The sequence below is a fragment of the Brevundimonas sp. FV2ps16 genome (assembly GCF_058681075.1).
In genome coordinates this window covers 3,077,458-3,090,919 of the sequence record NZ_CM178728.1, presented here as the reverse complement: position 1 = coordinate 3,090,919, position 13,462 = coordinate 3,077,458, and the positions used below count along the sequence as shown (strand labels likewise).

Sequence of the window (13,462 nt, the reverse complement as noted above, 5' to 3'; positions counted from 1 at the left end):
CTCCGTCTTCAAGATCAGTTTCTTGATCCAGATCATCGACCGGTTCGGCGGACAGCGGCAGGATGAGGGGCCATAGGGCGCTAGGAGACACGCCCATGACGCGCCGCATCGAAGAGATCGCTTCGGAAATCGTCCGGCTGCAGTCCGAACTGGACCGTGAGATCCTCAAACGGCGAAAGGCGCTCGGCTGGGCGTTGCACAAGGATCTGGTCGCGTTCGAACATGGGGTGACCATGGAGCACCGACGCCTGAGGCTGGGCGTCGCGGCCTTTCTGGCGGGGGCGCCGATCCTCACCGTGTTGACGGCGCCGGTGATCTATTCCCTGATCCTCCCTCTGGCGCTGATCGACCTGTGGGCCTCGGCGTATCAGGCGATCTGTTTTCGCGCCTATCGGCTGCCGCGCGTCCAGAGGCGCGACTATCTTGTTTTTGACCGAAGTTCGCTCGCCTATCTCAACTGGATCGAGGGGCTGAACTGCTGGTTCTGCGAATACGCCAACGGCGTGGCCGCCTATGTTCGCGAAATCGCCAGCCAGACTGAGCAGTACTGGTGCCCGATCAAACATGCGTTGAAGATCACTCATCCGCACAAACGCTACCAGGACTTCGTCGATTACGGCGACGCCGGCGGGTATCGCGCTAGACTGGATCGATTGCGGGAGGCGCTGAGAACGGGCGAGGGCGTCGAAGAGTCGTCCGAACCACAAACACCGTCCGTTCCGGTCAAAAGTTGAGCCAGGTCAAGCTGCGCTCAGTCTGTGCAGGCAGGGTGCGGTCATGACCCAGACCGTAAAACCTTTCACCGCCGCCATCCTGCTGGCCCATCCTCGCGCTGAGAGCTTCACCGGCGCCATGGCCTCCGGCTTCGCCGACGCCTTCAGTGCGGCCGGCGGACAGACCGTGATCCGCGATCTCTATCGCATCCCGTTCGATCCGGTGCTGCACGCCGAAGAAATCCCCGACCACGCGGGGTTCAAGCCGCGCCCCGACGTTGTCGAGGAGCGCCGTCTGATCGGCCACGCGGATGTGTTCGTCCTCTTCTATCCCCTCTGGTTCAACGCCACGCCGGCAATTCTCAAGGGCTATGTCGACCGGGTCTTCGGCATGGGGTTCGCCTATTCCTCCATCCATGCGGGCGGTAATCAGCCGCTCCTGAAAGGACGCAAACTCCTCAGCTTCACGTCGTCCGGCGCGCCTCAGGCCTGGGTCGAGACGTCCGGCGCCTGGACCGCGATGAACAAGCATTTCGACGAGCATCTCGCCGGGGTGGCCGGGTTGGATCTGATCGGACACCACAATACAGGCGGTGTCACGCCAGGCATGAGCGCGGAGGCCGTCGCTGCGCGCCGCGCCGCAGTCGCGGACATCGGCTGGCGTCTCGCTCAAGCTCATGGCGAGGCGTCCTGAGCGCAAACCGCAGGACGGCCGGATGATCACACCGTGAGCGTGGGCTCGGCGACTTGCGCGTAGATAAGGGAGCGAACGGCCTCGGAGAGCGTGTCATCCAGCAGCGGCTTTTCGATGATGGGTATGCCCATGTCCAATGCGGCGAGCCGCACATGAAGGGGCGGCGCGCTGGGGATGAGGACCGCCGGGGGGCGAAAATTCTCTCGGCGCAAACGCGCGATGAAATCCAGACCAGACTCCTCGGGCAAGATCTGATCCAGGATGATGCAGGCGGCGCTCCTCAGGTCAGGGGACCGGTTGGCGCGGGCCGGGCTTCGAAAGGCGCACGTCCGATAGCCCTCGGCCTCCAGTGCGAAGGCGAGCGCGCTCAGGACCGCCAGGTCGTTGTCGATCACGAAGACGACGGGTGAGGCGGGGACTGGAAACGGCAAGGCGAATCCTCGGAGCCGAGATGGCCTCTGAAGTCTTAGGCGGACCACGCAGAAGGTTGTTGATCTCGCGCAACTCAGAGGCCGGCGGCGAGCGCGATCCGCATCAGGCCCGGCATGTTCTGGGCCCCGGTCTTGGTCATGAGATGGGCGCGATAGATTTCGACCGTACGCGGGCTGATCTCCAGCTCATAGGCGATGACCTTGTTCAGCTTGCCGGCGATCACGCCGATCAGCACATCGCGCTCTCTGGGCGACAGGGTGGACAGTTTGAGTTCGGCTTCTCGCGCCGACTCCTCCTGGTTAGGAGGTGGGCCGGCCGACGCGCAGGCGGTCACCGCTGCGATCAGGACGTCGTCGGTGAAGGGCTTTTCGATGAAATCCGTCACGCCCGCCTTCATCGCTTCGACGGCCAGGGCGATGTCGCCGTGGCCTGTCATGACGATCACGGGATGAGTGTGCCCGTCGGCCCTGAGACGGCGCACCAACTCCAGCCCCGTCATCTCCGGCATGCGGATGTCTGTCAGGATACAGTCGCCGTCATCGGGCAGGCCCTGCAGAAATCCCGTGGCGGAGGCATGGGTGCGGACCGCGTAGCCATGAACGTCGAGCAGGAACAAGAGCGACTGGCGCATCGCCGCATCGTCGTCGATCACATGGATGGTCGGACTATGCGCCATTCGAGGGCTCCGCCACGGGCAGGGAGAAGGAGAAGATCGCGCCGCCCTTGGGATTGGGCTCGGTCCAGATCTGACCGCCGTGAGCATCGACGATGGTTCTGCAGATCGACAGGCCGACGCCGAGACCGTGCGGCTTCGTGGTCACGAAGGGCTGAAACAGCCGTTCGCCCAGGCTCGGATCGAGCCCGGGCCCCGTGTCGGCGACCGAGATGACGATCATGCCGTTCTCGCCCCGTTTCACCGCCACCTCCAGTTCGCCCCGGTCGGCGCCGTGCATCGCATCGATGGCGTTGCGGATCAGGTTCAGGGCGACCTGCTGAATTTGGATCTTGTCGACGATCACCACCCCGAGGCCGCGCGAGAACCGAAGATCGACCCTCAAATCCTTCTCCTTGACCCCGACCAGGGCGAGCGCGCTGGCCTCCTCCATCAGCCGGGCCGGCTCCTCCAGCGTATGCTGGGTCTCGCCGCGCGCGACGAATTCGCGAAGGCGTTTGATGATGTCGCCGGCGCGGATCGCCTGGTCCGCCGCGGCGCCGAGGGCGTCGCGCAATCGACGGATGTCCGGCTCCGGTGCGCCGAGCAGGGTCACGGAGCCCTTCATATAGTTGGCTATGGCCGACAGGGGTTGGTTCAGTTCATGGGCCAGGGACGACGCCATCTCTCCCATCGCGTTCAGCCTCGAGACATGGACGAGTTCTGACTGCAGCGCCTGCAGACGGCGTTCCTGATCGTCGTGCTCCGTGAGATCCCGAACGAAGCCGGTGAAGAACCGCTCCTGGGCGACATTCGCCTCGCCGACGGCCAAGCTCATCGGAAAGGTCGACCCGTCCTTGCGTTGGCCGACGACGATCCGGCCGATGCCGATGATGCGACGCTCACCCGTGATCTTGTAGTGCTGCAGATGCCGATCGTGCTCCTCGCGGTAAGGCGACGGCATCAATAGACTTATGTTGCGGCCGATCGCTTCTTCGGCGGCCCAGCCGAACAGCCGTTCGGCCGTCGCGCTGAAGGACTGCATCTGTCCGGCCTCATTGATGACGATCATCGCCTCGGGCACGGTCTCCAGAATGGATTGCAGGTGCGCCTGGCGACGCCGCGCCTCCTGCGCCTGACGGCGCAGGCTGTCGCCGGCCAGCGCGACGATCGGCCCCACACAAAGGAAGATCAGGCCGCCGGATAGGTTGGCGTGGTCGGCCCATATGGCGTCGCCCAGAAAGAAGGCGCTGCCAATGAAACACAGGGCGGTCGCCAGCAGCGTCGGCCCGCGTCCCCCAAGACCCGCCACAGCCAGCAGCAGGGGAATATAGAGGATGAAAAGCGCAAGGTCCGGGATGTAGGATTCCAGCACCCGCCCGACGCCCAGCATGATCGCCGAGCCGATGATCGCCGCGAAATAGGCGTTTCGGGCGGAAGGCTTGGGTCTGGCCATCCTCAAAAATGTCATGACGTCCTTTTGACGCCTGTGACCTGAACTTTTGTCGGTCGCCATTCGGACTAGGCGCTCGGCTTGCGGCTTTAGCAAGCGGCACGGTTGCAGGGTTCGCGCTCCCGTCCTGTTGGGAGAGCGTCCTCAGGTCCCGCTCGGGCTCGGCTGCATCGCGAAACGGCCGACTAGGACACCGCCAGCTGATCCAGGGCTGTGCGATGTCGGATACGGAAATGTCGGCATCCCATGAACTCCACGACGCCGTCGGCCTGGAGCTTGCCCAGGGTGCGCGAGATGGTTTCGATCGTCAGGCCGAGATAGTCCGCCATATCCTGACGGCTCATCGGCAGGGCCGTAAGTTCAGCCTTGAAACGATCTGCGAGCCCGAGAAGGAAGCTCGCCACCTTTTCGCAGGCCGTCATTCGCGCCAGCAGCAGGATGTGCGCCTGGGCGCGTTCAAGCTCGTTTGAAGTCGCGCCCGCCACCATCCGGTCGAAGCGAAGACGGTCCTCGCCCTGACGCGAAGGCGCGACGCGTTTGAGCACCTGAACCTGACAGTGTCCCAGGCCCTCTGCGGAGAACCTGTGGGTGGCCCTGGCCTCAAGACCGAACACGTCGCCCGGATAGTAGAAGTCGCCGATCTGGCGACGCCCGTCGGTCAGAAGGTGAGTGGTTCGGACGGCGCCGCTGACCAGTCGATAGACGAAATCGGCGGCCTCTTCCTGGGCGTAGATTTCCTCGCCGACGGCGAACGGCATGCGAACGCCAAAAGAGGCCTCCAGGTCTGTGTCGCCGGACGACAGCGGCTGCATGAAGCGGTCGATCATCGGCATCTGGGCGGTCATCTGAGCTCTCCAAATCGGTGAGCACAAACTATGGATCGAGGGCAGGGACCGGTATTCGGGAGCGGCGCCTAAGGGCTATCCCTTAGGGGTAGGCGTAGACAAAGCTGGATCGGGAGAGCGGTGCACGGGCGAAGTCCGCAATACGCCTCGAATGCCCAGGATCGACATCCGGTTACGGACGGAATCCTTTGATGTTGCATTACCAACTGATGCCCGTTCAAGGGACGTCGTCGGTGTTCTCCGCATCCATCAGCGTCATGACCGCTGTGAACCGCTCCGGGTTTCCCGGAGGCTCCAACTCCTGAGTAGGATGGAGCCCGATGAGCAAGACAACGAACAAGTTTGCCCCTGAGGTGCGTGATCGCGCGGTTCGGATGGTGCTGGATCATGGCGGGGAGCATCCGTCGCGCTGGGCGGCGGTTGTTTCGGTGGCGAGCAAGATCGGCTGTTCGGCGCATACGCTGAACGAGTGGGTCAAGAAGGCGGAGGTGGACAGCGGCCGGCGCGCCGGTGTTCCGACTGACCTGGCCGAGAAGCTCAAGGCGCTGGAGCGGGAGAACCGAGAACTCCGTCAGGCCAATGAGATTCTCCGCAAGGCGTCGGCCTATTTTGCTCAGGCGGAGCTCGACCGCCCGTTCAAGCGATGATCGCCTTCATCGACGATCACTGACAGGCCCACGGGGTCGAGCCGATCTGCAGGGTGCTGCCGATCGCCCCATCGACCTATCACGAGCATGTCGCCCGGCGCCGCGATCCGGCCCTGCGTCCGGCGCGGGCTCGGCGCGACGAAGCGCTTCGGCCCGAGGTGCTGCGTGTCTTCACCGAGAACTTCGGCGTCTATGGCGTGCGCAAGGTGTGGCGGCAGATGCGGCGGGAGAGGTTCCCCGTCGCCCGCTGCACGGTCCAGCGGCTTATGCGGGATCTGGGCCTTCAGGGCGTGATCCGCGGCAAGCCGGTGCGCACGACGATCAGCGACAGGGCCACGCCGTGTCCGCTGGATCAGGTGAACCGGCAGTTCCACGCGCCCGCGCCCAACCGGCTCTGGGTCTCGGACTTCACCTACGTCGCGACCTGGGCGGGCTTCGTCTATGTGGCCTTCGTGATCGACGTCTACGCTCGCTACATCGTGGGCTGGCGCGTCAGCCGGACGGCCCACGCCGCCTTCGTCCTCGACGCCCTGGAGCAGGCGATCCATGACCGTCGCCCCGTCCACGGCGGCGGCCTGATCCATCACAGCGATCGCGGCAGCCAGTATCTGTCGATCAAGTACACCGAGCGCCTGGCGGAGGCCGGCATCGAGCCTTCGGTCGGCAGCGTAGGCGACAGCTATGACAACGCCCTCGCCGAGACCATCAACGGCCTCTACAAGGCCGAGGTCATCCATCGACGCGGGCCGTGGCGCACCTTCGAAGCCGTCGAGTACGCCACGCTCGAATGGGTCGACTGGTTCAACAACCGCCGACTGCTCGAACCCATCGGCAACATCCCGCCCGCCGAGGCCGAGCAGCGTTACTACGCGGCGATGGACGACGTTCCCATCGCCGCATAACTTAAACCAAACGGCCTCCGGGAAACCCGGAGCGGTTCACTCTGATACAGACCATTCTTCGACGCCGGCGAACTTCAACGTCCTGTCTGGCCCTCCCCGGTCGCGCCGAGATGGTCACGAGATAATGAAATCGTTCTCATAGGCACGGGAGGCCCCAGTGGGTGTGGAAAGTCAGGGCGTCATGGACCGATGAGGCGGGTTCAACGAGAGGAGGAACCAGCCTAACACCGCCCAGGATGAGCCGAGGGCCCAGCCAGCGAGCACGTCCGTCGGCCAGTGTACGCCCAGATATACGCGACTGAGTCCTATCGCCGTGATCAGAAGAACCCCGACACCATAGATCATTGTCTTGGACTGGTGCCGTCGCACCAGGCTGGCGAGGACGATCGCGACGACAAAATAGGCCGTCACCGAGATGGTCGAGTGACCGCTCGGAAAGCTATTCGAATAGACATAGCTGCCATGTGGTACCAGGTCGGGGCGAGGTCGCGCATACGCGAGCTTGAGAAGGTCGCTCGACAGTTCGGCCCCGATCACCATAGCGGCGACGATCCAGGCCTGACGGGCGCGGCCGGACCGAAAGAGGGCGACGACGGTCGTCAGTGTGATCAGTGTGAGCACCGTGAAACCACCAAGTGCCGTGATATCGCGCATGGCCTCTTCCAGCCAGCGGGGGCCCACGGGATTGCCCGGGTCACCCGCCACACGAAGCATCAGGAGAAGGCGCTCGTCTAGGGATCGCGTCTCGCCTTCGGCCATCTCGCCCGCAACCGTCAGGAAGGCCCACAGGCTGAAGGCAACGGCGAGAAACACACCCAATACGCGCGCCGTGAACCGATCGCGAACCCGTCGAAAACCCTTCGATCTCTGACCGGGCGCGGTCATGACGGACGGTCCATGTTCAGCTGTTGTTGAAGCCGAGCGAAGGCTCCATCCGCTCCCAGGTGACGGTCGAGCCCCATCCCTTGCCGAAGGGTGCCGCGACGTGACCGTATCGGAGCGATAGCTGTCGTTCGGCCTCTTCCTCACCAAGTCCCTGAACCCCCGCAACATAAAGCGCTGAGGCGAGGCCACTGCGATCGGCACCCGACTCGCAGTGGATCAGGATGGGCTTTGGGGCGTCGCGCATGATCTCGATCAAACGCCAAGCCTCGTCGTTGGTAATTCCACGGCGGGCGGACATCCTGAAATCCACATGGTGCAGACCCAGTTGGCGAGCCGCGCTGATCTCGTCGCGATACCAGCGCTCGGATCGGTTCTCGCCTCTCAGGTTGATTACCGTGCGGATGCCATTCTCTCGTGCATATCGCTCCAGGTCTCCGGGCGAGGGCTGAGCCGACCGGAACGCCTCGTTGCGAGCGACCGCGTGGAAGTTCCCATTGGCCATGGTGAAGCTGACGAAGGCAACAACGATGAGGCCGATACTGGCGAAGACCCAAAGGGTGGCCGCACCCAAGCCCAGAATAAACTTGACCACCGTTCCCCGGCGACGAACAGGCAGCAGGTTCGGCTTCATTTGAGGGGTTCCCGAGGCGGAGTTGACAGGTAGGCGAGTAGGGCGGGGCAGAAGACGAGGATCAGGGGCACGCCGGCCAGCAGCCCGGTGATGATGGCGATGGCCAGCGGTTTTTGCATTGCCGAGCCTTCGCCGAGCCCCAGCGCCAGAGGTGCCAAGGCGAGGATGGCGATCAGCGCCGACATCAGGATAGGCCGCAGCCGCGCGCGCCCTGCGGCGATCAGCGCCGTGTGGGCGGGTCGTTCGCCACCGGGCAGCTCCGCGAGGTAGAAGACGCCCAGTTCGGCGACGATGCCGATTACCATGGTCAGCCCCATCATCGCCGAGATGTTTAGCTCGGTGCCCGTGACCCACAGGCCCAGGAAGACGCTGGATGCCGCAAGGATCAGGGTGGCGATAATGCTGCCGACCGCCGCCCAGCTTCGGAACAGGAAGAGGAACAACAGGCCCACCAGCAGCAAGGCCGAGACGAACACGACAGCCAAGTCGCGGAACGACTTCTGCTGCTCGGCGTAGAGGCCTCCGTATTCGACCCGGACCCCGGCCGGCAGGCTCAGCCGCGACACGGTCTGTGACACCTCGCGCATGGCCGAGCCCAGATCGCGGCCCTCGAGGCGCGCCGTCACCGCGACCAGAGGCTGCAGGTTCTCGCGGGTGATCTGAGGCTGGCCCGGCGCGATCGACAGGGTCGCTATGCGTTTTAGCGGCAGGGCGTGACCGTCGGGCGCGCGCAGAGGCAGGTCCTCAAGGGTGCGGACCCGGTCGCGCAGGGAGCCTTCGGTCCAGACCCGGACCCCGACCAGCTTGTCGCCTTCCTGGATCTGGCCGATGACCGAGCCGCCGGTCAACATATCGAGCTGTCGCGTGATGGCCTCCGGATCAAGCCCTTCAAGCGCGGCGGCCGGTCGGTCGACGGTGATGACGATGGCATCGCCGGCGACCCGCAGACCCCCGTCGACCTCGATCACGCCGCGTATCTTTCCGATGGCGTCGACGACCAGGGGGGAGGCGGCCTTCAGCGCACCTTCGTCCGCACCCAGCAGCTTGACCTCGATCGGTTGCGGCACCGCGGTCAGGTCACCGATGAGGTCCTCCATCAGCTGGGCTGTGGAGATCGTCAGTCCCGGCACGGTCGCTTCGACGCGGCCGCGGACGTCGGCGGTCACCGCCTCGATCGGCCGCCGTCCCTTGGCCTTCAGGCGCACGAAGAAGTCGCCCTCATTGGCCTCGGACAGCCCTCCGCCAAGCTGCAGGCCCGTTCGGCGCGAATAGCTTTCGACGTCGGGTGTGTTCTGCAGGATGACTTCGACCTGTCTCAGCAGCCGGTCGGTCTCTGCCAGGGAGGTGCCGGGCGCCGCGTAGTAGTCGAGGATGAAGCCGCCCTCGTCCATTTTGGGCATGAAGCCGGAACCGACGCGGGTGTAGGCGAAGCCGCCCACCACGAGCATGACGAGCCCGACGATCAATGCAATCCGGCCCGGGGCCTTGAGCAGGCGGTGCATCAACGTCTCGTAGCGGGATCCGAAGCGGTCAAGAATCGCGCCGCTCTTCTCGGCCTGCTGCACGTCCCTGTCCCGCACCCAGCGGTCGGCCAGGAGCGGCGCGACGAACAGGGCGAACAGAAGGGAAATCCCGAGGGCTGCCGACATCGTGACCGCCAGGGCCTTGAAGAAGCCGCCCGTGACCCCGCCGAGGAAGGCCAGCGGAGCGAAGACGAGCACCGTCGCCAGCGTCGATCCGATCAGGGGACGGATCATTTCCGACGCCGCGTCCAGCACGCTGCCGCCGGTGGTGGCATCGCGATGGCGCTCCTGCAGTCGACGCATCAGATGTTCGAGCATCACGACCGCATCGTCGACGACCAGGCCGACGGCGGCCGCCATGCCGCCGAGGGTCATCATGTTGAAGCTCATGCCCATCAGGCCGAGCACGATGGTCGTGGCCGCCAGTGTCGCGGGCAGCAACAGGGCGACGATCAGCATGAAGCGCAGGCTGCGCAGAAAGACGAACAGGACGATCCCGGCCAGCAGGGCGCCCAGGAGGATGGAGTCCCTCACGCTGCTGGCGGCGGCCGTGACCAGCTGGGATTGATCGTAGTAGGTGATGATCTGCACGTCCGGCGGCGTCTGGGAGCCGAACTCCGCAATCCGCTTTCTCACCTCCTTGACCAGGGCGACGCTGTTGGCGTCCGGGGTCTGGCGGATGTTCAACAGGACCGCGTCCCGTCCCTGCGAGGTCACGCGGGTCCACTGGGGGGTCTCGCGGGTGACGACCTGGGCGATGTCGTCCAGTTCGACCACGCCGCGTGTGCCCGTCTGGACGACCGTGCGGCGAATGTCGTCGATGCCGGTCAGACGGTTGTCGGCCAGGACCAGATAGAGGCGATAGCGGTCTTCCAGCCGGCCCGTTGCGACCACCACATTGTTGGAAGACAGGGTGCGGGCGAGATCCTCGATCGAGATGCCGAGCGCCTGGAGGCGGGCCGGGTCGGCCAGAACCTGGTATTCCTTTTCCTGGCCACCGAGGACATTGACGCTGGCGACGCCCGGCACCGACGAGAGCAGGGGTGCGAGCTGGAGACGGCCGAAGTCACGCAGCGCAATCGGGTCGCGGCTGGATGACACGAGGGCGAGGCCCAGGACCGGAAAGACCGTCGGGTCCATGCGCCGGACCTCGAAGCGGGTGCCGGCGGGCAGGTCGGGCACCACGGCGTTCACGGCCGATTCCGCCTGCAGGGTGGCCGCCACCATGTCCGCGCCCCAGGCGAAATTGACCGAAAGCTCGGCCGATCCGCGGCTGCTGGTCGATCGGACGCCCACCACGCCGGGCACGGTACGCAGGGCCTGTTCGACCGGGCGCGTCACCTGGTTGACCATCTGGTCGACGGGGCGGTCGCCGGCGTCCAGGGCGACCACGACCCGCGGAAAGTCGATATGGGGGAACAGGCTGACCGGCAGCCGCAAGGCGGAGGCCGATCCCGACAGCGCCAGCAGAGCAAAGGCCAGAACGATGAAGCGGACCTGGCCGCTGAGCCAGCGGCTCACGGCGTGCCCGACGGGGTTGAGGCCGGGGGCGGCCCTTCTCGCGTGGTCATACCGTCCGTCAGTGCCGGACCGCCGTCGACGACCACCCGTTCACCCGGAGCGACGCCGCTGGTCAGTTGCACGACATCGGCCTGTTCCAGTCCGACGGTGACCGGCCGACGCGAGGCGACATTGCGTACGACGACGAACACATAGGGTCGATCTCCGTCATAGAGGACCGCCGCCCGGGGCGCGACGGTGGCGTTCGGCAGCGTACCGATGACGATCTGTCCCTTGAGCGCCTCACCGGGCAGGACCGGGCTGCCGGGGGGCAGGGAGACGATCACGGCGGCGAGGCGAGTGGCGGGCTCTACCCGACGGTCCACGGAGGCCACCCGGGTCTGGACCGCCGCTCCACCCTCGTGCAGGCCGGTCAGACGGATCTCGGAGCCGGGACGGATGCGTTGTGCATCCTCGACTTCAATGCCGAGACGTGCGTTCAGCAGGCTGGTCGAACCCAGACCGGCGACCGCGCCGCCGGTGCTGATCAGAGCGCCGGGGCTTATGGGAAGGCTGTCGATCACGCCGCTGACCGGCGCGCGCAGCGTGATCTGACCTCCGCCAGTCAGACGGCGCAGGTTGGCGCTGGCCTCGCGGGCCGTGGCCGCGGCCGCTTCCGCCACCGTGACCTCGGCGTCGGCGGCAAGGCCGTCGGCGCGAAGGCGCTGAAGCCGCGCATGTTCGGCGGTTGTCACGCTGGCCTCCCGGGCGAGACGATCCAGATCAAGACGGGTCGTCGGGCTGGCCACAAGGGTCACGATCGGTTGGCCGGCTCGCACCGCCTCGCCGATGCTGACATGGACCTGGGCCACCTGGGCCTCAAAGGTCGCGGTCAGGGTCCGGACGGCGGACGGGTTGAACTCCACCTGTCCATAGGCGGTGACGGTCTCGTCGAGCATCTGGGTGACGACCGGGGCGGTGCGCACCGTCGCCACAGGCGGGGCCGCCTTCTCCGCCGGCTTCGAGCAACCCGCCAGCACCAGCGTCAACGCCGCCAAGCCTGCCACAATCCGCTTCATTCGCCATCCCCGATCAAGGCGCCGGAGGCCAGTTCCAGCGCCACCCATTGTTCCGCCAGGGCCTGATCCAGGCCCGCCAGAGCAATCTCCTTGTCGGTCAGAGCCTGTCTCGCCGTCTCGGCCGTGGCCCGCGCGATGTCACCGCGCGCGCCGGCCCGTTCGAAGGCTTCGACCGTCTGCCTCAGCGGCGCGACCTGGGCCTCGAGCTCGTCGCGTTGCCGGATGCCGATACGGTAGGCGGCGATCAAGGTCGTGATGTCCGATCGTGCGGCGAACAGGCGCGCCTCGTATTCGGCGCGGAGTTGTTCACGCGTGGCGTCCTGTATCGCGATGGCGCCGCGGTTCCGGTTCCACAGGGGCAGGTCGAAGCCGATCGCCACCCCATTGGTTCGCACCGCGCCCGTGTCCCGCGCCGCGTTCAGGGACAGGTTCAGCCGGGGATACTGTTGCAGCAGGGCAAGTCGCAGATTGGCGTCCTGGCCTTCATAGCCGGCCCGTAGGGCAGCCAGATCGAGGCGCTGACGATAGGCCTGCTCGACCAGGCCGGCCGGGTCGGGGGCAGTCCGGTGGAGATTCGGGGGGGCAATCAGGGCGATGACGAAGTCCGGCGACAGGCCCAGAGCCGCGTTCAAGGCGAACCGGGCCGCCAGCAGGTCGCGTTCGGCGGTCCGGGCACGATCTCCCGCATCAGCCGCCGAGATCCTGCGTGCCTCGAGGTCGCTCGCCGGAAGATCGCCACGCGCCACGGCTCTCAGGGTCCGGTCAAGCGCGTCATCCGCGGCCAACGAGGCTTCGACGGCAAGCCGCCGAATGCCTTCCAGACCGCCGATGCGGGACGCCAGTAGCCGCGCCTGACCTGCCGCCTGCCATTCCTGCCACGCAAGGTCGAGCTTGACCTGATCCCGCGACGCCTGGGCGGATCGCTGCCTCACACGTCGCATATAGAAACTGGAGGTGTCGAGGCCGAGGCCGCCGGCGATGGCGTCCACCAGGCCGGGTGCGGAAACGGGCCGGTCGAGACTGAAGGAGAACTGGGGATCCGGCAGGAGGCCGGCCTCGAACACCTGGGCCTCGGTGACCCCCAGCCTGGCGCGCTCGGCTTTCAGATCAGGGTTGGCGATCACGGCGATGACGCCCAGCTGCTCCGGCGACAAGGGCAAAGACAGGTCGATGTCCACCGGATCGAGCCGGGCATGGTCGAGCCGGGCGGCGCCGGTCGCGAGTTCCGTCGCCGACGGATCGGGGGGCGGCCGGCCCGGCAGGTCAGCCTGCCAATAAGATGCGCAGCCGCCCAGAACGAAGACGGCGAGGCACGCTACGGCCCTGCTCGGCGCTTCAAGAGCCCAGCTCCTCGCCGCACAGTCCCAAGTCGTTCTTTCGGGTCGACGCATCAGCGCACCCACTCAGGGCTCCCCATGATCAGGATCGCCATCCCCGAAGGCCCGGCGGCCCAGGCGGAGCGTGGGGCCGCGAGCTTGCAACGCTCGTCCAGTACGTCGACCAGCG

The 13,462-nt window shown here is 65.9% G+C and carries 11 protein-coding genes, 1 pseudogene and 1 other annotated feature; of the genes and pseudogenes, 3 read left to right on the top strand and 9 right to left on the bottom strand.

The annotated features are described in order from the left end of the window. Window positions 1-95 precede the first annotated feature (95 nt). Window positions 96-734 (top strand): hypothetical protein, encoded by a 639-nt coding sequence (locus ACW170_RS14970; RefSeq protein ID WP_492087420.1) that lies wholly within the window; start codon window positions 96-98, stop codon window positions 732-734. A gap of 43 nt (window positions 735-777) precedes the next feature. Continuing rightward, a complete protein-coding gene (locus tag ACW170_RS14965; RefSeq protein ID WP_492087419.1) occupies window positions 778-1,407 on the top strand; it encodes an NAD(P)H-dependent oxidoreductase in 630 nt (209 codons plus the stop codon). Window positions 1,408-1,433: 26 nt separating this feature from the next. Here ACW170_RS14965 and ACW170_RS14960 read toward each other — a convergent pair whose 3' ends face one another. The 4 genes from ACW170_RS14960 to ACW170_RS14945 form a co-directional block, all read right to left on the bottom strand. After that, window positions 1,434-1,838, bottom strand: coding sequence for a response regulator (locus ACW170_RS14960; RefSeq protein WP_492087418.1), 405 nt, complete (start codon window positions 1,836-1,838; stop codon window positions 1,434-1,436). Window positions 1,839-1,912: 74 nt separating this feature from the next. Next, window positions 1,913-2,515 carry a response regulator FixJ gene (gene fixJ, locus ACW170_RS14955; RefSeq protein WP_492087417.1) on the bottom strand — a complete coding sequence of 201 codons (603 nt, stop codon included), beginning with the start codon at window positions 2,513-2,515 and terminating at the stop codon, window positions 1,913-1,915. Beyond that, window positions 2,505-3,947 (bottom strand): PAS domain S-box protein, encoded by a 1,443-nt coding sequence (locus tag ACW170_RS14950; RefSeq protein WP_492087416.1) that lies wholly within the window; start codon window positions 3,945-3,947, stop codon window positions 2,505-2,507. The genes fixJ and ACW170_RS14950 overlap by 11 nt, the downstream gene beginning before the upstream one ends. Before the next feature lie 182 nt (window positions 3,948-4,129). Next, window positions 4,130-4,789 (bottom strand): helix-turn-helix domain-containing protein, encoded by a 660-nt coding sequence (locus tag ACW170_RS14945; RefSeq protein WP_492087415.1) that lies wholly within the window; start codon window positions 4,787-4,789, stop codon window positions 4,130-4,132. A 320-nt stretch (window positions 4,790-5,109) separates the two neighbouring features. Here ACW170_RS14945 and ACW170_RS14940 point away from each other — a divergent pair. Next, window positions 5,110-6,338: pseudogene (locus ACW170_RS14940) on the top strand (IS3 family transposase). Beyond that, window positions 5,391-5,507 (top strand) — a sequence feature (AL1L pseudoknot). It overlaps the preceding pseudogene by 117 nt. A gap of 171 nt (window positions 6,339-6,509) precedes the next feature. Here ACW170_RS14940 and ACW170_RS14935 read toward each other — a convergent pair. From ACW170_RS14935 to ACW170_RS14915, 5 genes are read right to left on the bottom strand one after another with little or no spacing between them, the layout of a single operon-like run. Next, complete coding sequence (locus tag ACW170_RS14935; RefSeq protein WP_492087414.1) at window positions 6,510-7,223, bottom strand: phosphatase PAP2 family protein; 714 nt, start codon at window positions 7,221-7,223, stop codon at window positions 6,510-6,512. A 16-nt stretch (window positions 7,224-7,239) separates the two neighbouring features. Beyond that, complete coding sequence (locus ACW170_RS14930) at window positions 7,240-7,854, bottom strand: dual specificity protein phosphatase family protein (protein WP_492087413.1); 615 nt, start codon at window positions 7,852-7,854, stop codon at window positions 7,240-7,242. Continuing rightward, window positions 7,851-10,898, bottom strand: coding sequence for an efflux RND transporter permease subunit (locus ACW170_RS14925; protein WP_492087412.1), 3,048 nt, complete (start codon window positions 10,896-10,898; stop codon window positions 7,851-7,853). The genes ACW170_RS14930 and ACW170_RS14925 overlap by 4 nt, the downstream gene beginning before the upstream one ends. Next, window positions 10,895-11,956 (bottom strand): efflux RND transporter periplasmic adaptor subunit, encoded by a 1,062-nt coding sequence (locus tag ACW170_RS14920; RefSeq protein ID WP_492087411.1) that lies wholly within the window; start codon window positions 11,954-11,956, stop codon window positions 10,895-10,897. Before ACW170_RS14920 ends, ACW170_RS14925 begins: the two co-directional genes overlap by 4 nt. Continuing rightward, window positions 11,953-13,347: a TolC family protein gene (locus ACW170_RS14915; protein ID WP_492087410.1), complete on the bottom strand. Its 1,395-nt coding sequence runs from the start codon at window positions 13,345-13,347 to the stop codon at window positions 11,953-11,955. The genes ACW170_RS14920 and ACW170_RS14915 overlap by 4 nt, the downstream gene beginning before the upstream one ends. Window positions 13,348-13,462 lie beyond the last annotated feature (115 nt).